The organism is Gryllotalpicola daejeonensis, from assembly GCF_039538145.1.
GTDB classification, from domain to species: domain Bacteria; phylum Actinomycetota; class Actinomycetes; order Actinomycetales; family Microbacteriaceae; genus Gryllotalpicola; species Gryllotalpicola daejeonensis.
The window spans coordinates 726,781-752,147 of record NZ_BAABBV010000001.1 but is presented as its reverse complement, the minus strand read 5'-3'; the positions used below and the strand labels follow the sequence as shown (position 1 = coordinate 752,147).

Below are 25,367 nucleotides of genomic sequence, written 5' to 3'. Positions count from 1 at the left end.
GTAGCCTGGCGACCGTGAAGGCCATCCGCAGATTCACCGTCCGTGCCGTCATTCCCGAAGCGCTCTCTGCGCTGGAGGAGCTCGCTCTCAACCTGCGCTGGTCGTGGCATCGGCCGACGCAGCGGCTGTTCCGGTCGATCTCCGAGCCCGCATGGCACGCGAGCCACGACCCGATCCAGCTGCTCGGCGCTGTGGAGCCGGCGCGCCTTGAGGAGCTGGCGGCCGACGCATCCTTCGTGCAGCGCGCGAACGAGCTGCGCGACGAGCTGCGGCGCTACATCGCCGAGCCGCGCTGGTATCAGAGCCTCGAGGGCGCGCCCGCGTCGATCGCCTACTTCTCGGCAGAGTTCGGGGTCGCGGCCGCACTGCCGCAGTACTCGGGCGGCCTCGGCATCCTGGCGGGCGACCATCTGAAGGCGGCATCCGATCTCGGCATCCCGATCATCGGCGTCGGCCTGTTCTATCGGTCCGGCTACTTCCGCCAGTCGATCTCCGGCGAGGGGTGGCAGCAGGAGGCATACCCGGTCCTCGACCCGGACGGCCTGCCGCTCTCGGTGCTGCGCCACCCTGACGGGATGGCCGCCCGCGTCTCGCTCGCTCTGCCGGACGGCCGCTCTCTCTCGGCGCGCATCTGGGTCGCCGAAGTCGGGCGCGTGAAGCTGCTGATGCTCGACACCAACATCCGCGAGAACGACGAGGACCTGCGGTCGGTGACCGACCGGCTCTACGGCGGTGGCGGTGAGCACCGCCTGCTGCAGGAGCTGCTGCTCGGAGTCGGGGGAGTGCGCGCGATCGATCTCGCCGTCGAGCTGCTCGGCCTCACCCCGCCGACGGTGTTCCACACCAACGAGGGCCACTCGGGGTTCCAGGGCCTCGAGCGCATCTCGAACCTGATCGCCGACGGCCTGAGTTTCGACGAGGCGCTGCAGGTGGTCCGCGCCGGCACGGTGTTCACCACGCACACGCCGGTGCCCGCCGGCATCGACCGCTTCGAGCGACCCCTCATCGAGCGCTACTTCGCGACGGCCGACCTGCTACCCGGCGTCACCCTCGACCAGGTGCTCGGCCTCGGGCTCGAGTCGCAGATGGGCGGCCCCGACAGCGTGTTCAACATGGCGGTGCTGGGGCTGCGACTCGGCCAGCACGCGAACGGCGTCGCAAAGTTGCACGGCCGTGTGTCGCGCAGCATGTTCCGCCCGCTGTGGCCCGGATTCGACGCAGACGAGGTGCCGATCACCTCCATCACGAACGGCGTGCACGCGCCGACGTGGGTCGACTCGACGCTCGTCGCGCTGGCCGAGGCGCAGTTCGGCACGGGAGACACCACGCGCGTCGACTGGCAGAGCGACCAGGTGACGGATGCCCAGCTGTGGGCGGCGCGCAACGAGATGCGCGCCGCGACTGTCGCCGACGCGCGGCGCCGCGTGCGGGCTGCACACGAGGTCACCGGCGGAATCGCCCCCGCGTGGACCGCACAGGTGCTCGATGCCAACACGCTGACGATCGGCTTCGCTCGCCGTGGAGCGACCTACAAGCGCCTGACGCTGATGCTGCACGACCGGGCCCGGCTGACCTCGATCCTCACGGACTCCGAACGACCGGTGCAGATCATCGTCGCCGGGAAGGCGCACCCGGCCGACGATGAGGGCAAGCACCTCATCCAGGAGCTCTACGAGTTCTCTGAGCAGCCGGAGATCCGCGGCCGCATCGTGTTCCTGCCGAACTACGACATCACGATGGCGCAGTCGCTGTACCCCGGCACCGACGTGTGGCTGAACAACCCCCTGCGCCCCATGGAGGCGTGCGGCACGAGCGGCATGAAGGCGGCGCTCAACGGCTCGCTCAACCTGTCGATTCTCGACGGATGGTGGGACGAGTACTACGACGGCAAGAACGGCTGGGCGATTCCGTCCGCCGACTCAGCGGGGGATGCCGCCGAGCGGGACGCCCTCGAGGCGAGCGCGCTCTACGACCTGATCGAGCACCAGATCGCGCCGATGTTCTACGACAGGGGCGCCGACGGCGTGCCGAGCCAGTGGATCAGCCACGTGCGCTACGCGCTCGCGACGCTCTCGCCCGAGCTCTCCGCCGACCGGATGGTCAGGCAGTACGTGCAGGAGCTGTACACGCCGGCTCACCACCTCGCGGTCAGGCTCACCGCCAACGGCTTCGGTGCCGCGCGCACGCTGTCCGCGTGGAAGAAGAAGGTCGCCGACGCCTGGCCGCAGGTCGCCGTCGCCCACGTCGAGTCCGGCGGCCTGGACGCGGTTCCTCAGGTCAATGACGAGCTGCACGTGCGCGCCCACGTGGCGCTGGGTCCGCTGACTCCCGCCGACGTTCGGGTCGAGGTCGTCTACGGCCACAGCGAGCCGGGTGCCGGCGACGAGCTGACCGAGCTGCGCAGCCAGGAGCTCACCGTCGACCCGGCCGTCGCCGGGCAGGACGGCGCCGGCACGACGGCGTTCATCGGCAGCGTCGTGCTCGACCGCGCGGGGTCGTTCGGCTACACGGTGCGCGTGCTGCCGAAGAGCGACCTCCTGGCGTCGCCCGCCGAGCTGGGGCTCGTCGCGGTGGCCGGTTAGCGCGAACAGGCTCAGGCGAAGTCGTGCCCGCTGCAGCGGAAGAGCTGCAGCGACGCGGGGCGCACGGTGACCGTGTCGCCGGGCCGGAACGTCTGCGTCTCGGTCTTCGGCACCTCGTCGCTCGAATCCCACACGAACTCGTAGCCGTCGACACCTTCGTGCGCGGGCAGCGTCACCTGGATCTCGGACTCCGTGCCGTGCACGATCAGCAGAATCCGATTGAAGTCCTCGAATTCGGGCGTCGAGGCCGCGATGTACTGCAGCGTGCGCGCGGAGGGGTCCTGCCAGTCGGCGAGGTCCATCGTGTTGCCGCCCGCGTCGTACCAGTCCATCTGGCTCGACTGCGGCACGTGCTCGCCGAGCTTCGCGTAGCGCACCGGCCGCACCGCGGGGTTCTCACGCCGCAGCCGGATGAGCTCCGCCGTCACGGCGCGCAGCCGCTCGGCATCCTCGTCGCGCTCCCACGACAGCCACGTGAGCTCGTCGTCGTGGCAGTAGGCGTTGTTGTTGCCCTGCTGGCTGCGCCCGTACTCGTCGCCCGCGGTGAGCATCGGCACACCGGCCGACAGCAGCAGCGTGCCGAGCAGATTGCGCATGGCGGTGCGCCGCGTGGCGAGGATGCCCTCGTCATCGGTCGGCCCCTCTGCGCCGTGGTTGAACGACCGGTTGTTGTCTGAGCCGTCGCGATTGAACTCGCCGTTGCCGAAGTTGTGCTTGACGTCGTACGAGACGAGGTCGGCGAGCGTGAACCCGTCGTGGGCGGTGACGAAGTTGACGGATGCCAGCGGGCCGCGCTCGCTGCTGAAGGTGTTCGACGACCCGGCAAGACGCGTGGCGAGGCCGCCGATGCCCGTCGACGCAGAGCCGTGGGCGCGGGCATCCGCGATGTCACGCAGCCAGAACTGGCGCACTCGGTCGCGGTAGCGGTCGTTCCACTCGCTCCAGCCATCGGGGAAGTTGCCGGTCTGCCAGCCGCCGAGCCCGACGTCCCACGGCTCGGCGATCAGCTTCACGCCCTGCAGCTGCTCGTCGTCGGCGAGGCCGGCGAGCAAGGGGTGGTCGCGCGTGAACGCCCCCGTCTGGTCGCGGCCGAGGGTCGCCGCGAGATCGAAGCGGAAGCCGTCGACCTGGCACTCGTTCGCCCAGTAGCGGATCGAGTCGCGCACGAGCTCACGCGCGGCGGACTGGCCGAAGTCGACCGTATTGCCGCACCCGGTGACGTCGTAGTAGGTGCCGTCGTCGAGCTGGCGGTAGTAGCTGGAGTTGTCGATGCCGCGGAAGCTCGTGCGCGGGCCGCCGAGGCCGAGCTCTGCGGTGTGGTTGTAGACCACGTCGAGCAGCACTTCGAGGCCGGCGTCGTGCAGCAGCTTGACCATGCCCTTGAACTCGCGCAGCACGGCGCCAGGACCCTGCTTCTGCGCGGACTTCGTCGCATAGGGCGAGTGCGGCGAGAAGAAGTTGACGGTGTTGTAGCCCCAGTAGTTCGAGAGCCCCTGGCGCAGCAGCCGCGGCTCCGAGGCGAAGTAGTGCACCGGCAGCAGCTCGACCGCGGTCACGCCGAGGCTCGTGAGGTACTCGATCGAGGCGGGGTGAGCCAGCCCGGCGTAGGTGCCGCGCAGCTCTTCGGGAACCGCGGGGTTGAGCTTCGAGAAGCCGCGCACGTGGGTCTCGTACACGACGGTCTTGTCGAGCCCGTGGCCGGGCTTGCGCGAGGTGCCCCAGTCGAAGCCGCGGTCGACGACCACAGCCCGCCACTGGTCGGCGCGCAGCTGCGTGACGCCCTTCGCGTAGGGCTCGATGAGGTTCGTCGTCGGGTCGAAGGCGTTGCGCGGCGCCTGCGGGCCGTCGACGCGGATCGCATAGCGCGTGTCGGGGACCAGCCGCTCGGAGGCGCCCGACCACACGTCGTGGTCGCCGCGCGTGAGCGGCACGGTCTCGACGACCCAGTCGGGGTCTTTGCGGTCGAAGATGACGAGATCGATCTTCGAGGCGTTGGCGCTCCAGACCGCGAGGGTGCCGCCGGCGTCGCCTTGGGTCACGCCCAGGGGGGTCGCCGCGGCCGTCTCGAGCATGGTGTCTACAGTAGTGAGCGTGGGCGTCTACCTGGACCACGCCGCGACGACGCCGATGCTCCCTGAGGCCATCGACGCATATGCGCGGGCGATGAGCGAAGTCGGCAATCCGTCGTCGATCCACTCGGCCGGCCAGAACGCGCGCCGGCTGCTCGAGGAGTCGCGCGAAGCGGTCGCCGAGTCGCTCGGCTGCGACCCCATCGAAGTCGTCTTCACGTCGGGCGGCACCGAGGCGATCAACCTCGCGCTCAAGGGCGGGTTCTGGGCCGCGCGCGCGGCATCCGACGAACGCCGCCGCATCGTCTCGCCCGAGGGCGAGCACCACGCGACCATCGACACGATCGAGTGGCTGGTCGCGCACGAGGGCGCGCAGGCGTCGTGGGTTCCGTTGGATGAGCAGGGATTCATTCAGACGGATGCCTGGGCCGAAGCCCTTCGCGGCGACGACGTCGCGGTCGCCACCGCGCTCTGGGCCAACAACGAGGTCGGGACGATCGAGCCCGTCGCTGCGCTCGCCTCGGCCGCGGCATCCGCTTCGGTCCCTCTCCATCTCGATGCGGTGGCCGCCTACGGCCACGTGCCGATCTCGTTCCGCGAGCTCGGCATCGCGTCGCTCTCCGTGTCCGCGCACAAGATCGGGGGGCCGGTCGGCATCGGCGCGCTCGTGCTGTCGCGCCGGGCCAGCGTCGTGCCGACCGTGCACGGCGGCGGTCAGCAGCGCAACGTGCGCTCGGGCACGCAGGATGTGGCTGCCGCGGTGTCGTTCGCGGTGGCGGCTCGGGCTGCCGTCGCCTCACTCGACGCCGAGCGGGAGCGGCTCACCGCGCTGCGCGACCGCCTGATCGCGGGGGTGCGCGCTGCCGTGCCGGCTGCTCGGCTGTCGGGGCCGGAGGGCGACGCCCGCGTCGCGTCGAACGCGCACTTCACGTTCCCCGGGGCGCAGGGCGACTCGCTGCTGTTCCTGCTGGATGCCGCGGGGGTCGCGGTCTCGACCGGGTCGGCGTGCCAGGCGGGCATTCCCGAGCCGTCGCACGTCGTGCTCGCCATGGGGCGCGCTACGGCCGAGGCATCCTCTGCCTTGCGCATCACCCTAGGCAGAACGACGACGCAGGCCGACGTCGATGCGTTCCTGGCGGCGCTGCCCGACGCCTACGCGCGCGCCGCGAAGGCCGGGTTCACCACTTCCGGGTGAACGGCAGCGGCTTCCGCATGCGGATGAGCAGCAGCAGGGGGAAGAGCACGTACGGGCCGTTGTAGAGCAGGAAGATCAGCGGGTGCGGCGTGCGCTGCCCCTCGGGCCCGAAGAACTCGACGCCGAAGATCGGGATACCGGTCAGCGAGATGATCATCGTCGCGTAGATGACGCTCGGCAGCTGGATCCAGTTCCAGCGGCGCACGATCGCGATGATCAGCACGACATAGAACGCGACGTAGACGAACGCCGAGGTGCCCGAGATGAAGCGCAGCCACAGCGGGTGCGACTGGTACAGCGGGTCGAAGTTCGACGAGTAGGTGTAGTTCCACTGCACGAGCAGGTTCGGGGAGTTCGGCACCTGGTCGAGGCCGAGTCCCTCCACCGAGTCGCTGATGATGCAGGTCACGATGAAGAGGCTGAAGACGACGAGGAACACGATGTCCATCGGTCGCTCGCGCAGGGGAAGGTTCGTGGTGCGGGTCGGGTCGCCCGCGGCAATGGTGCTCACGAAGCAGAAACGTACCCCTGCCACGGCGCGTTCAGCGGCAGCCGCGTACCCTTGAGGCATGCGTGTTCTGGCGGCGATGAGCGGTGGTGTCGACTCCTCGGTGGCTGCTGCGCGCGCGAAAGACGCCGGCCACGACGTCGTCGGCGTTCATCTCGCGCTCTCGCGCATGCCGGGAACGCTGCGCACCGGCTCGCGCGGCTGCTGCACGATTGAAGACGCGATGGATGCCCGCCGCGTGGCCGACCTCATCGGGATCCCGTTCTACGTCTGGGACTTCTCGGAGCGCTTCAAGGCCGACGTCGTCGACGACTTCATCGCCGAGTACGAGGCCGGCCGCACGCCGAACCCGTGCATGCGCTGCAACGAGCGCATCAAGTTCGCGGCGCTGCTCGAGAAGGCGCTCGCGCTCGGTTTCGACGCGGTCGTCACGGGGCACTACGCGGCCATCGTGACGGATGCCGAGGGCAACCGCGAGCTGCACCGGGCCGCCGCCTGGGCGAAGGACCAGTCGTACGTGCTGGGCGTGCTCACCGCTGAGCAGCTCGCTCACGCGATGTTCCCGCTCGGGGCGACGCCGTCGAAGGCCGAGGTGCGCGCCGAGGCTGAGGCGCGCGGCTTCGTCACGGCGAACAAGCCCGACTCCTACGACATCTGCTTCATCCCCGACGGCGACACCCGCGGGTGGCTCGCCGAGCACGTCGGCATCTCGAACGGCGCGATCGTCGACCGCTCAGGCGCGGTCGTCGGTACGCACGGCGGAGCGCAGGGCTACACGGTCGGCCAGCGCCGCGGTTTGAACCTGACGGTGCCCGCGCCCGACGGCCGCCCGCGCTTCGTGCTCGAGGTCAAGCCGCAGACCAATGAGGTTGTCGTCGGCCCGAAGGAGGCGCTCGACATCGCCGAGCTCGCGGGGTCGCGCTTCACGTGGGCGGGGCTGCCGCCGCAGCATCCCTCGGACCCCTTCGAGTGCGAGGTGCAGATCCGCGCGCACGCCGACCCGGTGCCCGCCGTCGCCGTCGTGCGCGACGGCGAGCTCGTGATCACGCCGAACGCGCCGATCAACGGCGTCGCGCCCGGCCAGACGGCGGTCGTCTACGTCGGCACGCGGGTGCTCGGGCAGACGACGATCGACCGCACGGTGAGCGCCGTTCCCGCCGACGTCTGAGCCCGTCAACCGCCCTGCCGATGTCGGCGGTGCTCGCTAGCCTGATCCCGTGGCAGAACTGACGCAGCAGCAGGCGCAGGCCGAGGTCGACGAGCTGACCGATCGCATCAATGCGGCGCGTGAGGCGTACTACGGCGAAGACGCGTCGCTGGTCGACGACGCGACCTACGACTCGTGGATGCACCGGCTGGAAGAGCTCGAGCGGCTGTTTCCCGAGCTCGCCAAGCAGGACTCGCCGACGCAGACGGTCGGTGCTGCCGAAGAGACCGGTCTCGACACGATCGAGCACGCCGAGCGCATGCTCAGCCTCGACAACGTGTTCTCGCTCGACGAGCTGCGCGACTGGTGCGCGAAGGCGCAAGAGCTCGCCGGCAGGAAGGTCGAGTGGCTCACCGAGCTCAAGATCGACGGGCTCGCGATCAGCCTGCGCTACGAGAACGGGGTGCTGACGTCTGCCGCCACCCGCGGCGACGGGCGCATCGGCGAGATCGTGACCGAGAACGCGCTGAAGCTCGCCGACATCCCCGAGAGGCTCACGGGGTCCGGGCACCCACCGCTCGTCGAGGTGCGCGGCGAGGTGTTCATCCCGGTCGCGGCGTTCGAGCGGCTCAACGAGCTGCAGGGCGAGTTCCGCGAGCGGTATGTCGCCGAGAAGCGCGCGCAGCACGAGGCGCGCTGGGGTGACAAGCGCGCGTTCGACGAAGAGAAGGCGAAGGGCACGGCCGGGCGGATGTTTCCGGCGTTCGCCAACCCGCGCAACGCGGCCAGTGGTGGGCTCAGGCAGCAGCTCGACAAGAAGAAGACGGCGCTCGAGCGCGAGGCATCCATCGCCCGCATCGAATCCCTCCAGCTCTTCGTGCACGGCATCGGGGCGTGGCCTGACCCGCCGGTCGCGTCGCAGAGCGAGGTCTACGACCTGCTCAAGGCGTGGGGGCTGCCGACGAGCCCGTACTACAAGGTCTTCCCGTCGATCGACGGCGTGACGGGCTTCGTCGAGAAATACGGCGCAGAGCGGCATTCGGTGCTGCACGAGCTTGACGGCATCGTCGTGAAGGTCGATGAGCTGGCGCTGCACGACGAGATGGGCGCCACGAGCCGCGCGCCGCGCTGGGCGATCGCCTTCAAGTACCCGCCGGAGGAAGTGCAGACGAAGCTGCTCGACATCGTCGTGTCGGTCGGTCGCACGGGGCGCGCGACGCCGTTCGCCGTGATGGAGCCGGCGCACGTCGCCGGGTCGGTCGTGCGGCAGGCGACGCTGCACAACCAAGACGTCGTGAAGGCGAAGGGTGTGCTGATCGGCGACACCGTCGTGCTGCGCAAGGCCGGCGACGTGATCCCCGAGGTGCTCGGACCCGTGGTCGAGAAACGCGACGGCAGCGAACGCGAGTTCGTGATGCCCGAGCGATGCCCGGAGTGCGGAACGCCGCTGGCGCCCGCGCGCGAGGGCGACATCGACCTGCGCTGCCCGAACGCCAGGTCGTGCCCGGCGCAGGTGCGCGGGCGCGTCGAGCACATCGGCTCACGCGGGGCGCTCGACATCGAGGGCCTCGGCGAGGTGGGCGCCGCCGCGCTGACTGAGGCGGCCGACGGGCAGTCGGCGCTGCTCGCGACGGAGGCCGGGCTGTTCGACGTGACGGTCGCCGACCTGTTCCCGGTACGGGTGCTCGTGCGCGACGTCGAGACCGGTGAGCCGCGGGTGCGCGAAGACGGCAGCTACGACTACCGCACGCCGTTCCAGCGGCGCCGGAAACTGACCGGGCGCGATGCCGACAAGCCGTTCGACCCCGAGTCAGACGTCTTCGACGGCGATGCGCTCGCGGTGCCGTCGAAGGCCGCGCACGAACTCGTGGACGAGCTCGAGAAGGCCAAGACCAAAGATCTGTGGCGCATGCTCGTGGCGCTGAACATCCGCAATGTCGGGCCTGTGGCGGCGCGGGCGCTCGCGGGGTACTTCGGGTCGCTCGACGCGATTCGCTCCGCCTCGCTCGAGCAGCTCGCCGAGGTCGAGGGCGTCGGGCCGATCATCGCCCAGTCGCTCACCGACTGGTTCGCCGTGGACTGGCACCGCGAGATCGTCGAGCGGTGGGCCGCGGCGGGGGTTCGGTTCGAGATCCCGGGGCACCCGGGGCCGGGAGCGGCCGTCGAGACCGGGGGAGTGCTGTCTGGCCTCACGGTCGTCGCCACGGGGTCGCTCGAGGGGTTCTCGCGCGACGGCGCGAACGAGGCGATCATCGCCGCCGGCGGCAAGGCCGCCTCGAGCGTGTCGAAGAAGACGGACTATGTGGCCGCCGGGCCCGGTGCCGGCTCGAAGCTCGCGAAGGCCGAAGAGCTGGGCATCCCGATTCTGGATGCCGCGCAGTTCGCGATCCTCGTCACCCAGGGCCCAGAGGGGCTGAAGCAGCAGTGACCGACGTGCTCGACGAAGGGCCGTTCTATCACGGCACGAAGGCCGACCTCCAGGTGGGCGATCTGCTGACGGCCGGCTTCCGCTCGAACTATCGGCCCGAGGTTGTCATGAACCACATCTACTTCACGGCACTTCGCGATGGTGCGGGTCTCGCGGCTGAGCTCGCCGCAGGCGAGGGAGAGCCGCGCGTCTACGTGGTGGAGCCGACCGGACCGTTCGAGAACGACCCGAACGTGACGGACAAGAAGTTCCCCGGTAATCCGACGCGCTCCTACCGCAGCGCCGACCCGATCCGGATCGTCGGCGAGGTCGACGACTGGACCCGGCTGACGCCCGAGGCGCTCAAGGAATGGCACGACCGGCTTGCCGCGCTGGCCGCGGACGAGCGCGGCGAGATCATCAACTGACCCGAGCTACAGATACGAGACCAGCCGGTCGGCGAGCGCGTCCGGCTGAGAGACCATCGCGAGGTGGCCGCCCGGCACCTCGTCGGGGTCGATGCCCAGGCGATCACGCACGACCCGGTGCATGAACTCTGGCGGGAAGAACCGGTCGTCGGCGAACAGGATGGCGCGCGTCGGAACGGCGGGCAGGGCGGGCAGCGGCCAGGGCTGGGAGCCCGGCGTGTCCGACTGGCGGCGTTCGAAGACGGATGCCTGCTCGCGCGGCTCGATGTCGGAGTAGAACAGCTCCCCGAAGTCGTCCGAGCCGGCCTGCCAGCCGGTGTGCTCGAACCACTCGCCGCCCTTCTCACCGGGCGCGGGCACCATGGCAGAGGCGAAGACGAGCAGCCGAGTCGGCAGCCGGGCCGCCGCGAGAGCGGCGCTGAAACCGCCGAAGGAGTGGGCCACGATCACGGGCGGGGCGAGGCCGGCTGCGGCATCCTCGATCTTCTTCGCGTAATCGTCGAGCCCGGCAGCGTGATCCTCACATGGCAGCTGAACGGGAATGCCGCGATGGCTGCGCGCAGCGAGGGCGTCGACGAGCAGGTGCCAGTATCCGGCGTCGCAGCCGGCGCCAGGGACGAGAAGGAACTCGGCCATGCGGTCAGCCTGGCACGCGACTCAGTCGGCGTCAGCCCTGTCGGCGGCTCGCTTCAGGTAGCGCTCGACGCGCCGATCGGGAATCAGCCAGATCAGGGCGACGATGATCGCAGGTACGAGTCCGAGCCACGGGGTCACGAACGCGAGCCCGATGCCCGCGAGATACAGGAACGGCGAGAGTTTGCCTTTGAGGTCACGGCCAAGCGCCTCGCGCAGCGCGTTGCCCGACGGCGTGCGGAAGATGGCTCGCTCGACGAGGTAGTACGCGATGGCGGCGCCGAGCAGGTTGATGCCGTAGACCACGGCCGGATCGCGCGCGATGGACGACTCATCGAGCCAGCGCTGCGTCAGTGGAACGAGCGAGAGCCAGAACAGCAGGTGCAGGTTCGCCCAGAGCACCGTGCCGTCGACCTCGTCGACGACCTGGAACAGATGGTGATGATTCGACCAGTAGATGCCGATGTAGACGAAGCTCAGCAGGTAGGTGAGGAGCCCGGTGCCTGCGCTGTGCCAGAACTCCTGGAAGGTGTCGCCGTGGTCCGGCAGCGTCAGCTCCAGCACCATGATCGTGATGATGATCGCCAGCACGCCGTCGCTGAACGCCTCGAGCCGATTGCTCTGCATGCGCCGATCATGGCAGGCGGGCGGCCCGAATAGGATTGCCGTGTAACCCGCCCGAACATTCGACGGAGCCGCATGTCTGAAATCAGCACCGATCTGGTGCGCCATCTCGCGGGGCTCGCCCGCATCGACCTCTCGGAATCCGAGCTCGAGAGCCTCACGGGCGAGCTGGCCCAGATCGTCGACAGCATCGCCAAGGTGAGCGAGGTCGCGACGCCCGACGTCGTGGCGACGAGCCACCCGATCCCGCTCTCGAACGTCTTCCGCGAAGACGAGGTGCGGCCGTCGCTCAGCGTCGACGAGGCGCTGCGCGGCGCGCCCGAGCGTGAGGGCGACCGCTTCAAGGTCGCGTCGATCCTGGATGAGGAGCAGTAGAGCGGATGTCTGAACTCATCACCCTCAGCGCCGCCGAGCTCGCCTCGAAGCTGGCCTCTGGCGAGGTCTCGAGCGTCGAGGCCACCCAGGCGCACCTCGACCGCATCGCCGCCGTCGACGGCGACGTGCACGCCTTTCTGCACGTCTCAGAGCACGCACTCGACACCGCGCTCGCGATCGACCAGCGCCGCGCCGCAGGCGAGCAGCTCGGCGAACTCGCCGGCGTTCCGGTCGCCATCAAGGACGTGCTGTCGACGAAGGACATGCCGTCGACCTCTGGCTCCAAGATTCTCGAGGGCTGGCGCCCGCCGTACGACGCGACGGTCGTCGCGAAGCTGCGCGCCGCAGACCTCGTGCCGCTCGGCAAGACCAACATGGACGAGTTCGCGATGGGTTCGTCGACCGAGCACTCTGCCTACGGTCCTACGCACAACCCGTGGGATCTGACCCGCACGCCCGGCGGCTCAGGCGGCGGCTCATCGGCCGCAGTGGCCGCGTTCGAGGCGCCGCTCGCCCTGGGCAGCGACACCGGCGGAAGCATCCGTCAGCCGGCGGCCGTCACCGGGTCCGTCGGCGTCAAGCCGACGTACGGCGGCGTGAGCCGCTACGGCGCGATCGCCCTGGCGAGCTCGCTCGACCAGGTCGGCCCCGTGAGCCGGACCGTGCTCGACGCGGCCCTGCTGCACGATGTGATCGGCGGCCACGACCCGCTCGACTCGACGTCGCTCACCGACGCCTGGCCGTCCATGGCCGCCGCCGCCCGCGCGGGTACGACCGGCGACCGGCTCAAGGGGCTGAAGGTCGGCGTCGTCCAGGAGCTCTCCGGCGAGAGCGGCGGCTTCCAGGCCGGTGTGAAGCAGCGCTTCGACGAGACCGTCGCCGCGCTCACCGCAGCTGGCGCCGAGGTCATCGAGGTCGCCGCCCCGAGCTTCGAGTACGCCGTGGCCGCCTACTACCTGATCCTTCCGGCCGAGGCATCCAGCAACCTCGCCCGCATGGACTCGGTGCGCTTCGGACTTCGCGTGACGCCCGAGGAAGGCCCCGTCACCGTCGAGCGCGTCATGAGCGCGACCCGCGACGCGGGCTTCGGCGCAGAGGTGAAGCGCCGCATCATCCTCGGCACCTACGCCCTGAGCGCGGGCTACTACGACGCCTACTACGGCAGCGCGCAGAAGGTGCGCACGCTGATCCAGCAGGACTTCGCGAAGGCATTCGCGCAGGCCGACGTGCTGATCAGCCCGGCGGCGCCGACGACCGCGTTCGAGCTCGGGTCGCTCGTCAACGACCCGCTGGCGATGTACCTGAACGACGTGACCACGATCCCGGCCAACCTCGCGGGCATCCCCGGCATGGCCATACCGATGGGTCTCGCGCCCGAAGACGGTCTGCCCGTCGGCCTGCAGCTGCTCGCGCCCGCTCACGAGGACGCGCGGCTGTACGAGGTGGGCGCGGCCATCGAGACACTGTTGACGGATGCCTGGGGGCACACCCTGCTGAGCCAGGCGCCCGCACTGAAGGAGGTCGCCCGCTGATGGCGAAGGACAAGCTTCTCGACTTCGACAAGGCGATCGAGCTCTACGAGCCGGTGCTCGGCTTCGAGGTGCACGTCGAGCTGAACACCAAGACCAAGATGTTCTGCGGCTGCGCGAACGCCTTCGGCCAGGGTGCGAACACGAACACCTGCCCGACCTGCCTCGGTCTGCCGGGCGGCCTGCCGCAGGTCAACAAGAAGGCGATCGAGAGCAGCATCCGGCTCGGTCTCGCCCTCGGCTGCGAGATCGCGGAGAACTGCCGATTCGCGCGCAAGCAGTACTTCTACCCCGATCTCGCGAAGGACTTCCAGACCTCGCAGTACGACGAGCCGATCGCCTTCGACGGCTCGGTGACGGTCGAGCTCGAGTCGGGCCGTGAGGTCACCGTGCTCATCGAGCGCGCCCACATGGAGGAGGACGCGGGCAAGCTGACGCACGTCGGCGGCGCGACCGGCCGCATCCAGGGCGCCGACTACTCGCTCGTCGACTTCAACCGCGGCGGCGTGCCGCTCGTCGAGATCGTCACGAAGATCATCGAGGGCGCCGAGGCGGATGCCCCCGAGGTCGGCCGCGCGTACGTGGCAGCCGTTCGCGACATCGTGCGCTCGCTCGGCGTCTCGAACGCGCGCATGGAAGAGGGCAACATCCGCTGCGATGCCAACGTGTCGCTGCGCCGCCGAGGCACGACCGAGCTCGGCACGCGCACCGAGACGAAGAACGTCAACTCACTGCGCTCGGTCGAGCGCGCCGTGCGCTATGAGATCCAGCGTCAGGCGGCGATCCTCGAGGCCGGCGGCACCATCACACAGGAGACGCGGCACTGGCACGAGGACACCGGAACGACGAGCGCCGGCCGCCCGAAGTCCGACGCCGATGACTACCGCTACTTCCCAGAGCCCGACCTCGTGCCCGTGGCGCCGAGCCGCGAGTGGGTGGAAGAGTTGCGGGCCACGCTGCCCGAGCCGCCGGCCGCTCGCCGCACCCGCCTGCGCGAGGCGTGGGGCTTCACCAAGCTCGAGTTCCAGGACGTCGTGAACGGCGGCCTGCTCGACGTCGTGGAGGAGACCGTGGCGGCGGGTGCGACGCCCGCCGACGCCCGCAAGTGGTGGACCGGTGAGCTGACGCGCATCGCCAACGCCCGTGGCGTCGCGGTCGAGACTCTGGTCACGCCGGCCGATGTCGCGCAGCTGTCGTCGCTCGTCGCGAGCGGCGAGCTCACCGACCGTCTGGCACGCCAGGTGCTCGAGGGCGTCGTCGCGGGCGAGGGCTCGCCGGCCGAGGTCGTCGAGAAGCGCGGGCTCAAGGTCGTCTCCGACGACGGTGCTCTCATCGCCGCGATCGACGAGGCGCTGGCGGCTCAGCCCGATGTTCTCGCCAAGATCAAGGACGGCAAGGTGCAGGCAGCCGGTGCCGTGATCGGCGCCGTCATGAAGGCGATGAAGGGCCAGGCGGATGCCGCGCGCGTCCGCGAGCTCGTGCTGGAGCGCGCCGCGCAGTAGCACTGTCGCCGCGTCGCCGCTTTCGGCTCCATAGCTTCGGTTCTCGAGCCAAAGGCGGCGACGCGGCGCGTCACTCGGCGCGCGCCGCGGCCGCGAACTCGCGCGGCGTCGGGCCGACGGTCGCCGCGAAGTCCCGGCTGAAGTGGGCATAGTCGGCGTAGCCGAGCTCCGCGGCGAGGGTGCTGAGCTCGGTCGCGGGCTCCGAGCGCAGGCGGGCAGCCGCCTCTTGCAGCCGGCGCCTCTGAATCATCCACTTCGGGGTGAGTCCGACATAGCGCGCGACGAGCCGCTCGAGGCGCCGGGTTGTGAGGCCGAAGCGCGCGGCGAGCTCGTCGACACGCATGAGGGTGGAATCCGCTTCGACGGCCGCTGCGACCTCGTTCATGAGCAGGTCGTCGTCGGTGAGTGACGGCACCGGTTGCGCAAGCCAGTCTTCGAACGCGGCGATCGCGGCGGCGTGTCTGGTCGCGGCATCCCCGGGGCCCTGCATCAGGGCGCGCACTCGCGCAACCGCCGGGTTCTCGCCGATGGCGATCGAGTCGCCGACGAACTCGTCGACGGGGCGGGCTGCGAGACGCGAGCCGGTGGCCACCTGGAGCAGGACGCCGAAGGCAATGCCAGCGCCCTCGAGATGCTGCACTGCGAGCCGCGGGCTCGGTGCGTACAGGCGCGCCTTGTCGTGCTCGATCACGAGATTGCAGGCCGGGTAGACGAGGATCGGCACGTCGGTGCCGCCTTCGGGCGGGAAGCCGTACTCGACGAGCCAGTAGTGGCGCACCAGCGCGGCCGCCCGGCCGGATGCCGGGTAACGGCGGAAGTCGATCGGTCGGTCGAGGGCGGCAAGCGGCCCTCTGCTGACCACGTCGTCACGAGCGCCCACGAGGCAACGCTACGCGTCGGAAAAGTTCAAGACGAGGGCGCAGCGCTGCTCGTACCGTGGCGCACATGACTGTGATCGAGGGCCGCCCGGCCGGCTACACCACCCTGACCCCATATCTCGTCGTCGAGAACGCGGCAGCGGCCATCGATTTCTACGCCGCCGTCTTCGGCGCCACGATCGTCAGCAGACTCGAGGGCACGGCGCCCGACGGCTCGCGGTACATCGGCCAGGCCGAGCTCGACTTCGGTGGGGCAGGCCGCCTGCAGGTGTCGGACCCGCAGCCCGCCTTCGGACTTGTGGCGCCCGACAAGCGGGCAGAGGGCGTCAGCCAGTCGATCATGATCTACGTGCCCGATGTCGACGCGACCATCGCACGTGCCGCCGAGCTCGGCGCCGAGGTGAAGGAGCAGCCGAGCGACTTCGTCTCGGGCGACCGATTCGGCGCCTTCGTCGACCCGTTCGGGCGGCGCTGGGCGGTGATGACCCGCGTTGAGGACCTGCCCGCTGACGAATCCGCGCGCCGCGTCGAGGAGTGGTGGGCACAGTTGACGGCATCGCCGCAGACAGGCGCGTGACGAGCGTAGGTGGGCATGCTTAGTCTGCCGTCATGCTTCAGGTGACGCCGACGGGTCCTTACGACAAGAGCCGTCACGCGAGGTTGCCACTGACCCTCGACGAGCTGCTCGCCGACCTGCGCGAGTGCTTCCTCGCCGGTGCCGACGGCGTTCATCTCCATGTGCGCGACGAAGCCGGCGCAGAGACACTCGAGCCGGCCCGGGTGAACCTCGTGGCGGCTCGGGTGCGCGAACTCGCGGGCGAGCTGAGTCTGCCGGTCGAGATCGGGCTCACGACAGGCGCGTGGATCTGCCCCGACCTCACCGACAGGCTCGCGATGATCCGCGAGTGGGAGGGCGTCGACTGCGCGACGGTGAACCTCTCGGAGGACCGCTTCGAGCAGGTGATGCAGACCCTGCTCGACGCCGGCGTCGGAATCGACGTCGGGCTCTGGGCGCCACGAGAGCTCAAGCTGCTCGTCGCCTCCGGCTACCTGCCTGCGGCGCAGCGGGTCAGCATCGAGCTGGATCCCGGTGAGCCGTATTTCCTGCAGGGCACGCCACGTGAAGTGGCGGACCGAGTGAACGCAGCGCTCGATGACGCGGGCTCGCGTTGCCCCAGGCTGACGCACGGCATGAACGTCTGGACCTGGCCGCTGGTCGAAGACGCCTTCCGGCGCGGCCACGACACGCGCGTGGGTTTCGAGGATTCTGTGCTGCTTCCAGACGGGCGCACTGCGGGCAGCAACGCAGGCCTGGTGCGCGCGGCGCTCAGCCTCCAGAAAGAGATTTCAGCACCCGTGTCGAAAAACGAATGACGGCTCCGACCCCTCTGTGACACGGTAAGGCCCAGAAGGGATCGGACATGACGCACTACGTCGTCGAGGTGATCGAGTGAGCACCATGAACGGGCGCCTCGACACGATCTTCGACGCGAACATCCGCGCCGTGATCCCGCTGGTGACGGCCGCGCTCGTGCGTCGGTACGGCGGACTCGCCGACTGCGAGGATGCCGTCCAAGAGGCGCTGCTCGAGGCATCCGTCAGCTGGCCGAAAACGGGCGTGCCGCGCGACCCGCGCGCGTGGCTGCTCACGGTCGCGCGCAGGCGCTATATCGACGCAGTGCGAGCGGATGTCGCGCGCCAGGCTCGCGAGGAGCGCGATGCGACCCTCGACCTGGTCGGCGGCGCGGCGACTGCGCAGGACGACTCGCTCGCGATGCTCGTGCTCTGCTGTCACCCCGTGCTGCAGCCCGCATCGCGTGTGGCGCTCACGCTGCGCGCCGTGTGCGGGCTGTCGACCGCGCAGATCGCCGCCGCCTTCTACGCGACGGAGGCCACGATGGCCCAGCGCATCACGCGGGCGAAGCGCACGATCGACGAGACGGGCCGGGACTTCGGCGAGCTGTCACCCGCCATGCTGCGCGAACGGGCAGAGTCCGTCCGCACGGCGCTGTACCTGATGTTCAACGAGGGCTACGCGCCCTCCGGCGGCGAGCTGCCCGTGCACGGCGAGCTGATCGGCGAGTCGATCCGGCTCACCCGGCTGCTGCACGCCGCCCTGCCGAGCGATGTGGAGACGACCGCGTTGCTCGCGCTGATGCTGCTGACGGATGCCCGCACCGAAGCGCGTACCGACGCAGACGGTCTGCCCGTCGCGCTGCCCGACCAGGACCGGTCGCTCTGGAACGCCGACAAGCTCGCCGAGGGCCGTGCTCTGGCAGCCCAAGCGCTGGCCGAGGGGCCGGCGACGCCGCTGTCGATCCAGGCCGCGCTCGGCGCCGTGCACGCCGCGGCGGCGGATGCGGACTCGACCGACTGGGGCCAGATCCTCGGGCTGTACGACGTGCTCGTGCAGCTGCAGCCGGGGCCCGCAGCCCAGCTGGGGCGCGCGGTCGCGGTCGGCATGGCGCGCGGGCCGCTCGCCGGGCTGGCCGAGCTGTCGCTCCTCGAGAACGATGAGCGGCTTGCACGCGGGCACCGCCTGCTGTCGGTGCGCGCCGGCCTGCTCGAGCGCGCAGGCGCGTTCGACGAGGCGATTCAGACGTATGCCGAAGCAGGAATGAAAGCACCGAACACCGCTGAGCGTCGCTGGCTCGAGAACCAGGCGCGCCGGCTCGAGGCCATCGAGAGGACGAAGAAGTGACAGACGCAGTGAAGACCAGGTACCTGGTCGTGCATATGACCGATCCGACCGCCGAGCAGTGGGATGACGAGGTCGATTCGCCCGCTCTGCAGCGGTGGATCGACGCGGGGCGGACTGGGGAGCGCTGGGAGCTCGACGGGTCGCCCGTCGGCGACCGCGACACCGCGCGCTCGGTCGTGACCCGGAACGGCGAGGTGATCGTCACCGACGGCCCGTTCCCCGAGCAGAAGGAGTGGTTCATGGGCTTCGACTGGATCGAGGCCGAATCCATCGACGAGGCGGTCGCGATCGTCTCGACACATCCATCCACCAAGATCGGCCGGCTGTACGTCGTGCCGGCCGCCCCGCTTCCCGAAGGAGTGAACTGACATGACCGACACCACCCAGGAGCAGTACTTGCTGCTCTTCACCGACGCCCCCGACGCCGAGCCCTACAGCCAAGAGGCCGACGACATCTTCGACTGGCTCGAGGCCGTCGCCGACCACCGCATCTTCGGCGAGCGGCTCACCGGCCGCGAGGAGGCCCGGCTCGTCACCAAGCGCCAGGGCGAGGTCTTCGTGACCGACGCCCCCGTCGCCGAGTTCAAGGAGTGGTTCTCGGGATTCGACCTGATCTCGGCGTCGAGCCGAGACGAAGCGGTCGAGATCGGCTCGCGCCACCCGTGCGCACGCTTCGGCCGCGTGCTCGTGCTGCCGCTGATGGGCGCGATCCAGTCGAACGCACTGCTCGAGCAGACCGTGCATGCGCGGGCGAACGTCGCGGCAGAGCCGACGGCCCTCGCATGAGCGACGAGGCGCAGAAGCGGCCGTTCCTGTTCCTGTGGACGAGCGACCCTGGGCGAGAGTCCGAGCAGCCGGACGACCCGAAGATCGAGGACTGGCTGAGCGAGGGCGAGGCCGCGGGCGCGTGGCAATTCGGCGACCCGGTCGCAGGCCCGGGCGAGGCGCGCTCGGTGGTGCGTCGCGGGGCCGAGGTGATCGTCACGGACGGACCGTTCCCCGAGTTCAAGGAATGGTTCTACGGCTTCGATGTCGTGCTCGCGCGCGACATCGATGAGGCGGTCGAGTACGCGTCGAAGCATCCTCTCGCCCGCGCGGGCCGCGCGTATGTGCTGCCCACCGTGCCGATGGAGGATTCGAACTAGGGATGCCGCAGCCGGGCCGTGCCAGGATCGAGAGCGTGCCTCGCATCGACACGGACCTGATCGCCCTTCTCCGCACCGATCTCGCGGCGGCCGACTTCACGGTGGACACCGTGCGCGGGCTGTGGTCGGATTCGGCCGGGGGAGCGCTGAGCCGCTTGCATCGCGTGCCCGCTCAGCGCGAGCTGGCGGCAGCGCGGGCCGCGGGCGAGCTCACCCCGGCCGGCACCTTGGCGTGGCTGTTCGTGCTGGGGCTGCCGGTATCGGGTGCAGAGCTCGACGCGGCGCTGCCCGAGCTCGCGGCCGACGGCGCCGCCGCGCTGGGGCTCGTCGAGCTCGAGGCATCCGCCCCGGATTCTGATCTGATCACCCCGCTCGTCGACCTGCGCCCCTACGGCTTCACGGACGCGCGCGGGCAGGCCGAGTGGTGGCTCGCGAGCGACCTCGGCGAGCTGGCCCTCGGCCACGCGCTCGGCCCCGAGCACGTGCTCGGCGTCGGCGGGGCCTCGACGACGCTGTCGAGCCTGATCATCGGCAGCGACGTCGAGCTCGCCCTCGATCTGGGCACCGGTTGCGGCATCCAGGCCATGCACGTGTCACGGTTCGCGCGCCGGGTGATCGCCACCGACATCTCGGCACGCGCGCTCGAATACGCCGAGTTCAACGCGCGCCTCAACGGCATCGAGGGCATTGAGTTCCGACTCGGCAGCCTGTTCGAGCCGGTCGCGGGCGAGCGCTTCGACCGCATCGTCAGCAATCCGCCGTTCGTGATCACGCCGCGCGTCGCCGACGTGCCCGAATACGAGTACCGCGACGGCGGCTTCACAGGCGACGAGCTGGTGCAGCGTGTGATCGCGGGGGTGCGCGAGCACCTGGCCCCGGGCGGCGTCGCGCAGCTGCTCGGCAACTGGGAGTACCTCGCCGGCGCTGAGGGCCTCGACCGCGTGCGCTCGTGGACCGAAGGCCTCGATGCGTGGGTGGTCGAGCGCGAGCTGCAGGACGCACCGCGCTACGCAGAGACCTGGATCCGCGACGGCGGAACACGCCCCGGCGACCCTGAGTTCGACGTCTGGTACGACCGGTGGCTCGAGGACTTCAGCGCGCGTGGAGTCGAGTACGTCGGCTTCGGCTATCTGACCTTGCGCGCACCCCTCGACGGCGAGCCGACGCTCACGCGCTTCGAGCAGGTCGAGTCGAGTGGCACCAACCCGGCGGGCATCGGCGCGCACGTCGAGCGCGCGCTGGCCGCGCACGACGCAGTTCAGGGCATGACGGATGCAGCGCTCGCCGAACTGCGCCTGAAGGTCGCCTCGGACGTCACCGAGGAGCGGCACTCGTGGCCGGGCGACGAGGCGCCGATCGTGATCTCGCTGCGGCAGGGCGCCGGGTTCGGGCGCGCGGTGCAGGTCGACCCCGCGCTGTCGGGCCTCGTCGGCGCGTGTGACGGCGAGCTCACCGTCGGCCAGATCTCCGACGCGATCGCGGCGCTGTTCGAGGTCGACGCCGCCGAGCTGCGCGCCGACCTGCTTCCGCGGGTGCGCGAGCTGCTCTTCACGGGCTTCGTCGACCTCGCGTAGGGAAGACTGTTCTCTATGACTGCACCCGAGCGCCCGGCATCCGCACCCGTCGTCGATCAGAGTCGCTGGGTGTTCCTGTCGATCGTGCTCGACGTCGTGCTCGTGGTGCTGTTCACGGTCATCGGGCGCGTGAGCCACGGCGAGGACCTCGGCTTCGCCGGCGTCGTGAAGACCGCCTGGCCGTTCCTGGTCGGCACGCTGCTCGCGTGGCTCGTGACCGCAGCGTGGCGCCGGCCACTCGCCCTCGTGCGCACCGGCATACCGGTGTGGGTGCTGACCGTCGTCGTCGGCATGGTGCTGCGCCTCGTCTCGGCTCAGGGCGTCGAGGTGAGCTTCATCATCGTCGCGAGCATCGTGCTCGGCGTCTTCCTGCTGGGCTGGCGTGCGATCGTGAATCCGATCGCCCGTCGCGGCGCCCGCCGCAGCGCCCAGCCCCGCGGCTAGGACGAGGTGCCGAGCCCGACGACGAGGTTGATCGTCGAGGCGAGGATGACGGTGCCGAACAGGTACGACAGCAGCGTGTGCCGCAGCACGATGCGCCGCAGCCGCCGCGTGCGCACGGCGGTGTCGGAGATCTGGTAGGTCATGCCGAGGTCGAACGCGACGTAGGCGAAGTCGCTGAAGATCGGCTTGTCGTCGGTGTCGCCGTCCTGGGTGGGGAAGTCGATTCCGCCAGACGGGGCCATGTAGTACTCGCGGGCATAGCGCTGCGCATAGAGCGTGTGCACGAGGAACCACGAGAGCGCGACGCTGAGCACCGAGACGCCGCTGATCGCCGCACGCTGGGCGGCCGGGTCGTGTGCCGCCCTGATCAGGATGAGCGCGACGGCCGCCAGCGACGCGATGCTCGCGCCGATGACGAGCACATCGCTCAGCACGATGCCGGGGTCTTCGCGCGTGGCGTGCAGCCGCATCGCCTCCGAGTCGAGCGGCCAGAGGTGGAACCACACCCAGGCGATGTAGATCACGCAGGCGACGATCCAGCCGACCACCCCCGCGTACCACCACGACGTCACGAGGCCGGCGATCACCGCGGCGACCGCTCCCGCGGCGAGCATGATGGCAATGCGACGAGCAGCGAGGCTGCTGGGCCGGTCGTCGTTGGAGGATGAGGAAGAACTCACGCGCTAAGGCTGACACGCGGCATACGCTCGAGCCATGACTGACACGGATGTCCCGCTCCGATCTCTCACCGTCGAGTGGGAGGATCCGGCGCCGGCCGCCGCGCAGATTCCGGCGGTGAGCGGACTCAACTACATCCGCGGGCTCGCCGACGGCACCTATCCGCCCGCTCCGATCGCGAAGCTCATGGGCTTCACGCTCAGCGAGGTGGAGCAGGGCCGCGTGGTCTTCGAATGCGCGCCGGGCGAGCAGCACTACAACCCGATCGGCACCGTGCACGGCGGGCTCGCATGCACCCTGCTCGACTCGGCCGTGGGGTGCGCGGTGCAGACGACGCTGCAGCCGGGCCAGGGCTACACCTCGATCGACATCTCGGTCAGCTACCTGCGCCCGATCGTCGCGACGAGCGGCGCTCTGCGCTGCGAGGGCGTCGTCACGAAGCCGGGATCGCGGGTCGCGTTCGCCGAAGCCAAGCTGTTCGACGGCGCCGGCCGCCTCGTGGCGACAGCGACTTCAAGCCTGCTGGTGTTCGCGCTGCAGTAGCTGCTCGCGCACCTTCTTGCGCAGCACCTTGCCGATCATGTTCCGCGGCAGCTCGTCGAGCTGGACGATCTCCTTCGGCACCTTGTACGGCGTCAGGTTCTCGCGCAGCGTGGCGCGCATGGCAACCGGGTCGAACGGTGCGCCCGGCTGCATCACGACGGCGGCGACGACCTTCTCGCCGGAGTGCGGGTCGGGCAGGCCGACGGCCGCCGCATCCTGCACGCCCTCGAGCGCGACGACCGCCTCTTCGACCTCGCTCGGCGCGACGTTGAAGCCGCCCGTGATGATGAGCTCTTTGATGCGGTCGACGATCTCGAAGAATCCCCGGTCGTCCATGACGGCGATGTCACCGGTGCGGAACCAGCCGTCGCGAAGGACGGCCGCGGTCTCCTCCGCCCGCTTCCAGTAGCCGGCGAACACCTGCGGCCCGCGAACGACCAGCTCGCCCGCCTCACCGGGCGGCTGCTCGGTCTCGTGGTCTTCGCGGGAGAGGATCTTCGCCTCGGTGCTCGAGACCGGCAGGCCGATGCTGCCCGCGTGCCGCTCGTCGGTGAGCGGGTTGATCATGAGGATCGGGCTGGTCTCGCTGAGCCCGTAGCCCTCGACGAGGATGCCGCCCGTGGCGTCCTCCCACTTCTGGATCAGCGAGGTGTCGAGCGCCATGCCGCCTGAGACGCCGATCGTGATGCCCGTGAGCGACACCTTCTTCTCTTCGGCGCGCTTGAGCAGGCGGTCGATGATCGGCGGCACGGCCGGCAGATAGGTCGCCGGGTGCTTCTTGTGCGCGGCGAGCACCAGGTCGGGGTCGAACGCAGGGAAGAGCACCAACCGCGCGCCCATCGACATCGCGAAGGTGAGCCCGAGCGTCAGACCGTAGGCGTGGAACACCGGCAGCATCGCGTAGACGACGATGCCCTTTCCGCGCTTCACGTCGGGAATCCACGCCTGACACTGCATGGCGTTGGTGATGAGGTTGGCGTGCGTGAGCATCGCGCCCTTGGGTGTGCCGGTGGTCCCGCTCGTGTACTGGATCACAGCGAGATCGGATGCCTCAGGCCGCGGCACCTTGTCAGAGATCCGCTTGTTGCCCAGCAGCTTCTCCCACGGCAGGGCGCCCTTGGGCAGCGGAGCCCACATCTTCTCCTTCGCCTCGCGCGCCGCCTTCACGGGAAGGTTCATCGCGAAGCGCTTCGAGCCGGGCAGCCCCCGCGTGATGTCGATCGAGATGACGGTGTTGACCTCGAGGTCTGCCGGCAGGTCGAGCACCTTCTGCGCGACCTTCTGCCACACGATCGCGAAGCGCGCCCCGTGGTCTTCGAACTGATGCCGCAACTCGCGGTCGGTGTAGAGCGGGTTGTGCTCGACGACGACGGCTCCGAGCCGCTGCACCGCATAGAAGGCGGCGATGTGCTCGGGGCAGTTCGGCAGGACGAGGGCGACGCGGTCGCCGCGCTTCACGCCGAGCCTGCGCAGGCCCTCTGCGGCGCGGGCGATCTGGTCGCCGAGCTCGCGATAACGCGTCTCGGCTCCGAGGAAGTCGAGGGCGACCGCGTTCGGGAAGTCCTTGACGGTGCGTTCGATGAGGCGGGGCAGGGACTCTGTCACAGCCGGGATCTCAGCGACCACGCGAGGGGCGTAGTGCGCGAGCCACGGCTTGTCGGCCGACGTCATGCCACTAACTTAGCCGTGCGACCGCCTCGGCGATGGGGGTCGAGCCGCCGGTCAGCTCCCACTGTTTACCCGCCGTTCCCGCATTGTCGAGCACGGCGACGATCGTCGCGGCGACGTCTGCCCGGGCGATCGATCCGTTGGCGCGGTCGACGCTCTCGGCGAGCTCGATGAGTCCGGTGCCCTCGCCGGTCGTGAGCGTGGTCGGGCGCAGGATCGTCCAGTCGAGCCCCGAGGAGCGCAGCTCGGCGTCGGCGTCGCGCTTCGCGCGCACGTACGCCACCCATTGCTCGTCGGGAACGACGGTCTCTGTGGTCGGGTCGTCGACGCCGGCCGCGGAGATCTGGATGAAGCGACGGATGCCTGCGGCCTGCGCCGCCTGCACAGAGAGCACCGAAGCCCCGTAGTCGACGGTGCGCTTCCGCTCGACGCCGCTGCCGCCGCCCGCGCCGGCCGTGAAGACCACGGCGTCGCAGCCCTCGATCGCCTGCGCCAGCGTTGCGGCATCCGTCGCCTCGAGATCGAGCCGCACGCCTTCGCCGCCGAGGCGGAAGACGTCCTCCGCATGCTCCTCGCCGCGGGCTATCCCGACGAAGTCGTGGCCGGCGTCGTAGAGCTCGCGCATGAGCTCCTGACCGACCTTGCCGTGTGCACCGATGATCGCGACTCGAGCCATGCGTCCATCCTGGCACCGGGCATTCCCGCGGGTCGACTCGCCGCCCGCGGCGAATGGAGAC

At 69.9% G+C, this 25,367-nt stretch carries 25 protein-coding genes; 17 read left to right on the top strand and 8 right to left on the bottom strand.

Annotated features, from left to right (window positions below):
- Nucleotides 1-14: 14 nt before the first annotated feature.
- The gene (gene glgP / locus ABD736_RS03805; protein ID WP_344790404.1) at nt 15-2,582 is read left to right on the top strand and encodes an alpha-glucan family phosphorylase; all 2,568 of its coding nucleotides are present in this window, start codon (nt 15-17) and stop codon (nt 2,580-2,582) included.
- 11 nt (nt 2,583-2,593) lie between these two features.
- Here glgP and glgX read toward each other — a convergent pair whose 3' ends face one another.
- Nucleotides 2,594-4,654, bottom strand: a complete 2,061-nt coding sequence (gene glgX / locus ABD736_RS03800; RefSeq protein ID WP_344790403.1) for a glycogen debranching protein GlgX — start codon at nt 4,652-4,654, stop codon at nt 2,594-2,596.
- Nucleotides 4,655-4,673: 19 nt separating this feature from the next.
- Here glgX and ABD736_RS03795 point away from each other — a divergent pair, with 19 nt between their 5' ends.
- Nucleotides 4,674-5,846 (top strand): cysteine desulfurase family protein, encoded by a 1,173-nt coding sequence (locus tag ABD736_RS03795; protein WP_344790402.1) that lies wholly within the window; start codon nt 4,674-4,676, stop codon nt 5,844-5,846.
- Here ABD736_RS03795 and ABD736_RS03790 read toward each other — a convergent pair.
- On the bottom strand, nt 5,830-6,357 hold the full coding sequence (locus ABD736_RS03790) for an EXPERA domain-containing protein (protein WP_344790401.1): 528 nt from the start codon (nt 6,355-6,357) through the stop codon (nt 5,830-5,832). The genes ABD736_RS03795 and ABD736_RS03790 overlap by 17 nt on opposite strands.
- A gap of 58 nt (nt 6,358-6,415) precedes the next feature.
- Between ABD736_RS03790 and mnmA the strand changes: the two genes are divergently transcribed.
- The 3 genes from mnmA to arr are packed head-to-tail and all read left to right on the top strand — an operon-like array spanning nt 6,416 to nt 10,336.
- Complete coding sequence (gene mnmA, locus ABD736_RS03785) at nt 6,416-7,522, top strand: tRNA 2-thiouridine(34) synthase MnmA (RefSeq protein ID WP_344790399.1); 1,107 nt, start codon at nt 6,416-6,418, stop codon at nt 7,520-7,522.
- A 49-nt stretch (nt 7,523-7,571) separates the two neighbouring features.
- Complete coding sequence (gene ligA, locus ABD736_RS03780) at nt 7,572-9,929, top strand: NAD-dependent DNA ligase LigA (protein ID WP_344790398.1); 2,358 nt, start codon at nt 7,572-7,574, stop codon at nt 9,927-9,929.
- A complete protein-coding gene (gene arr / locus ABD736_RS03775) occupies nt 9,926-10,336 on the top strand; it encodes an NAD(+)--rifampin ADP-ribosyltransferase (protein ID WP_344790397.1) in 411 nt (136 codons plus the stop codon). The genes ligA and arr overlap by 4 nt, the downstream gene beginning before the upstream one ends.
- 6 nt (nt 10,337-10,342) lie before the next feature.
- Here the strand turns inward: arr and ABD736_RS03770 are convergent, their stop codons facing one another.
- On the bottom strand, nt 10,343-10,972 hold the full coding sequence (locus ABD736_RS03770; RefSeq protein ID WP_344790396.1) for an alpha/beta fold hydrolase: 630 nt from the start codon (nt 10,970-10,972) through the stop codon (nt 10,343-10,345).
- A 21-nt stretch (nt 10,973-10,993) separates the two neighbouring features.
- A complete protein-coding gene (locus tag ABD736_RS03765; RefSeq protein ID WP_344790395.1) occupies nt 10,994-11,596 on the bottom strand; it encodes a TMEM175 family protein in 603 nt (200 codons plus the stop codon).
- Between the two features lie 72 nt (nt 11,597-11,668).
- Between ABD736_RS03765 and gatC the strand changes: the two genes are divergently transcribed.
- From gatC to gatB, 3 genes are read left to right on the top strand one after another with little or no spacing between them, the layout of a single operon-like run.
- Nucleotides 11,669-11,968 (top strand): Asp-tRNA(Asn)/Glu-tRNA(Gln) amidotransferase subunit GatC, encoded by a 300-nt coding sequence (gene gatC, locus ABD736_RS03760; protein WP_344790394.1) that lies wholly within the window; start codon nt 11,669-11,671, stop codon nt 11,966-11,968.
- A gap of 5 nt (nt 11,969-11,973) precedes the next feature.
- Nucleotides 11,974-13,500: an Asp-tRNA(Asn)/Glu-tRNA(Gln) amidotransferase subunit GatA gene (gene gatA / locus ABD736_RS03755; protein WP_344790393.1), complete on the top strand. Its 1,527-nt coding sequence runs from the start codon at nt 11,974-11,976 to the stop codon at nt 13,498-13,500.
- A complete protein-coding gene (gene gatB / locus ABD736_RS03750; RefSeq protein WP_344790392.1) occupies nt 13,500-14,999 on the top strand; it encodes an Asp-tRNA(Asn)/Glu-tRNA(Gln) amidotransferase subunit GatB in 1,500 nt (499 codons plus the stop codon). Before gatA ends, gatB begins: the two co-directional genes overlap by 1 nt.
- Nucleotides 15,000-15,069: 70 nt before the next feature.
- Here the strand turns inward: gatB and ABD736_RS03745 are convergent, their stop codons facing one another.
- Complete coding sequence (locus ABD736_RS03745) at nt 15,070-15,879, bottom strand: AraC family transcriptional regulator (RefSeq protein WP_344790391.1); 810 nt, start codon at nt 15,877-15,879, stop codon at nt 15,070-15,072.
- Nucleotides 15,880-15,944: 65 nt separating this feature from the next.
- Between ABD736_RS03745 and ABD736_RS03740 the strand changes: the two genes are divergently transcribed.
- The 8 genes from ABD736_RS03740 to ABD736_RS03705 all read left to right on the top strand — a co-directional run bounded on the left by ABD736_RS03740 (nt 15,945) and on the right by ABD736_RS03705 (nt 21,741).
- Nucleotides 15,945-16,454: a VOC family protein gene (locus tag ABD736_RS03740; RefSeq protein ID WP_344790390.1), complete on the top strand. Its 510-nt coding sequence runs from the start codon at nt 15,945-15,947 to the stop codon at nt 16,452-16,454.
- A gap of 32 nt (nt 16,455-16,486) precedes the next feature.
- Nucleotides 16,487-17,251 (top strand): 3-keto-5-aminohexanoate cleavage protein, encoded by a 765-nt coding sequence (locus ABD736_RS03735; RefSeq protein ID WP_344790389.1) that lies wholly within the window; start codon nt 16,487-16,489, stop codon nt 17,249-17,251.
- A gap of 85 nt (nt 17,252-17,336) precedes the next feature.
- Complete coding sequence (locus ABD736_RS03730; RefSeq protein ID WP_344792201.1) at nt 17,337-18,578, top strand: RNA polymerase sigma factor; 1,242 nt, start codon at nt 17,337-17,339, stop codon at nt 18,576-18,578.
- Nucleotides 18,575-18,946 carry a YciI family protein gene (locus ABD736_RS03725; RefSeq protein WP_344790388.1) on the top strand — a complete coding sequence of 124 codons (372 nt, stop codon included), beginning with the start codon at nt 18,575-18,577 and terminating at the stop codon, nt 18,944-18,946. Before ABD736_RS03730 ends, ABD736_RS03725 begins: the two co-directional genes overlap by 4 nt.
- Before the next feature lies 1 nt (nt 18,947).
- The gene (locus tag ABD736_RS03720; RefSeq protein ID WP_344790387.1) at nt 18,948-19,364 is read left to right on the top strand and encodes a YciI family protein; all 417 of its coding nucleotides are present in this window, start codon (nt 18,948-18,950) and stop codon (nt 19,362-19,364) included.
- A complete protein-coding gene (locus tag ABD736_RS03715) occupies nt 19,361-19,723 on the top strand; it encodes a YciI family protein (RefSeq protein ID WP_344790386.1) in 363 nt (120 codons plus the stop codon). Before ABD736_RS03720 ends, ABD736_RS03715 begins: the two co-directional genes overlap by 4 nt.
- Before the next feature lie 2 nt (nt 19,724-19,725).
- Nucleotides 19,726-21,297 (top strand): DUF7059 domain-containing protein, encoded by a 1,572-nt coding sequence (locus ABD736_RS03710; protein WP_344790385.1) that lies wholly within the window; start codon nt 19,726-19,728, stop codon nt 21,295-21,297.
- Between the two features lie 15 nt (nt 21,298-21,312).
- Nucleotides 21,313-21,741 carry a DUF3054 domain-containing protein gene (locus ABD736_RS03705; protein ID WP_344790384.1) on the top strand — a complete coding sequence of 143 codons (429 nt, stop codon included), beginning with the start codon at nt 21,313-21,315 and terminating at the stop codon, nt 21,739-21,741.
- Here the strand turns inward: ABD736_RS03705 and ABD736_RS03700 are convergent.
- Nucleotides 21,738-22,421, bottom strand: a complete 684-nt coding sequence (locus ABD736_RS03700) for a DUF1345 domain-containing protein (RefSeq protein ID WP_344790383.1) — start codon at nt 22,419-22,421, stop codon at nt 21,738-21,740. The two genes, ABD736_RS03705 and ABD736_RS03700, sit on opposite strands and share 4 nt — an antisense overlap.
- Before the next feature lie 34 nt (nt 22,422-22,455).
- On the opposite strand from ABD736_RS03700, the gene ABD736_RS03695 reads away from it, so the two are divergent.
- Complete coding sequence (locus ABD736_RS03695) at nt 22,456-22,962, top strand: PaaI family thioesterase (RefSeq protein WP_344790382.1); 507 nt, start codon at nt 22,456-22,458, stop codon at nt 22,960-22,962.
- Here ABD736_RS03695 and ABD736_RS03690 read toward each other — a convergent pair.
- Together ABD736_RS03690 and ABD736_RS03685 are read right to left on the bottom strand one after the other, a co-directional pair.
- Nucleotides 22,933-24,633 carry a long-chain-fatty-acid--CoA ligase gene (locus ABD736_RS03690; protein ID WP_344790381.1) on the bottom strand — a complete coding sequence of 567 codons (1,701 nt, stop codon included), beginning with the start codon at nt 24,631-24,633 and terminating at the stop codon, nt 22,933-22,935. The two genes, ABD736_RS03695 and ABD736_RS03690, sit on opposite strands and share 30 nt — an antisense overlap.
- A gap of 4 nt (nt 24,634-24,637) precedes the next feature.
- Entirely contained in the window at nt 24,638-25,306 is a 669-nt protein-coding gene (locus tag ABD736_RS03685; protein WP_344790380.1) for an SDR family oxidoreductase, read from the bottom strand.
- Between the last annotated feature and the right edge of the window lie 61 nt (nt 25,307-25,367).

Excerpts from the sequence above, each read along its gene's own strand:
- ABD736_RS03735 (WP_344790389.1), top strand. The coding sequence starts at position 16,487 with ATGCTTCAGGTGACGCCGACGGGTCCTTACGACAAGAGCCGTCACGCG.
- ABD736_RS03715 (WP_344790386.1), top strand. The coding sequence starts at position 19,361 with ATGAGCGACGAGGCGCAGAAGCGGCCGTTCCTGTTCCTGTGGACGAGC.
- ABD736_RS03710 (WP_344790385.1), top strand. The coding sequence starts at position 19,726 with ATGCCGCAGCCGGGCCGTGCCAGGATCGAGAGCGTGCCTCGCATCGAC.
- gatC (WP_344790394.1), top strand. The coding sequence starts at position 11,669 with ATGTCTGAAATCAGCACCGATCTGGTGCGCCATCTCGCGGGGCTCGCC.
- ABD736_RS03720 (WP_344790387.1), top strand. The coding sequence starts at position 18,948 with ATGACCGACACCACCCAGGAGCAGTACTTGCTGCTCTTCACCGACGCC.
- ABD736_RS03730 (WP_344792201.1), top strand. The coding sequence starts at position 17,337 with ATGAACGGGCGCCTCGACACGATCTTCGACGCGAACATCCGCGCCGTG.
- ABD736_RS03705 (WP_344790384.1), top strand. The coding sequence starts at position 21,313 with ATGACTGCACCCGAGCGCCCGGCATCCGCACCCGTCGTCGATCAGAGT.
- ABD736_RS03740 (WP_344790390.1), top strand. The coding sequence starts at position 15,945 with ATGACTGTGATCGAGGGCCGCCCGGCCGGCTACACCACCCTGACCCCA.
- ABD736_RS03685 (WP_344790380.1), bottom strand. The coding sequence starts at position 25,306 with ATGGCTCGAGTCGCGATCATCGGTGCACACGGCAAGGTCGGTCAGGAG.
- mnmA (WP_344790399.1), top strand. The coding sequence starts at position 6,416 with ATGCGTGTTCTGGCGGCGATGAGCGGTGGTGTCGACTCCTCGGTGGCT.
- ABD736_RS03765 (WP_344790395.1), bottom strand. The coding sequence starts at position 11,596 with ATGCAGAGCAATCGGCTCGAGGCGTTCAGCGACGGCGTGCTGGCGATC.
- gatA (WP_344790393.1), top strand. The coding sequence starts at position 11,974 with ATGTCTGAACTCATCACCCTCAGCGCCGCCGAGCTCGCCTCGAAGCTG.
- ABD736_RS03690 (WP_344790381.1), bottom strand. The coding sequence starts at position 24,633 with ATGACGTCGGCCGACAAGCCGTGGCTCGCGCACTACGCCCCTCGCGTG.
- glgX (WP_344790403.1), bottom strand. The coding sequence starts at position 4,654 with ATGCTCGAGACGGCCGCGGCGACCCCCCTGGGCGTGACCCAAGGCGAC.
- gatB (WP_344790392.1), top strand. The coding sequence starts at position 13,500 with ATGGCGAAGGACAAGCTTCTCGACTTCGACAAGGCGATCGAGCTCTAC.
- ABD736_RS03770 (WP_344790396.1), bottom strand. The coding sequence starts at position 10,972 with ATGGCCGAGTTCCTTCTCGTCCCTGGCGCCGGCTGCGACGCCGGATAC.
- ABD736_RS03695 (WP_344790382.1), top strand. The coding sequence starts at position 22,456 with ATGACTGACACGGATGTCCCGCTCCGATCTCTCACCGTCGAGTGGGAG.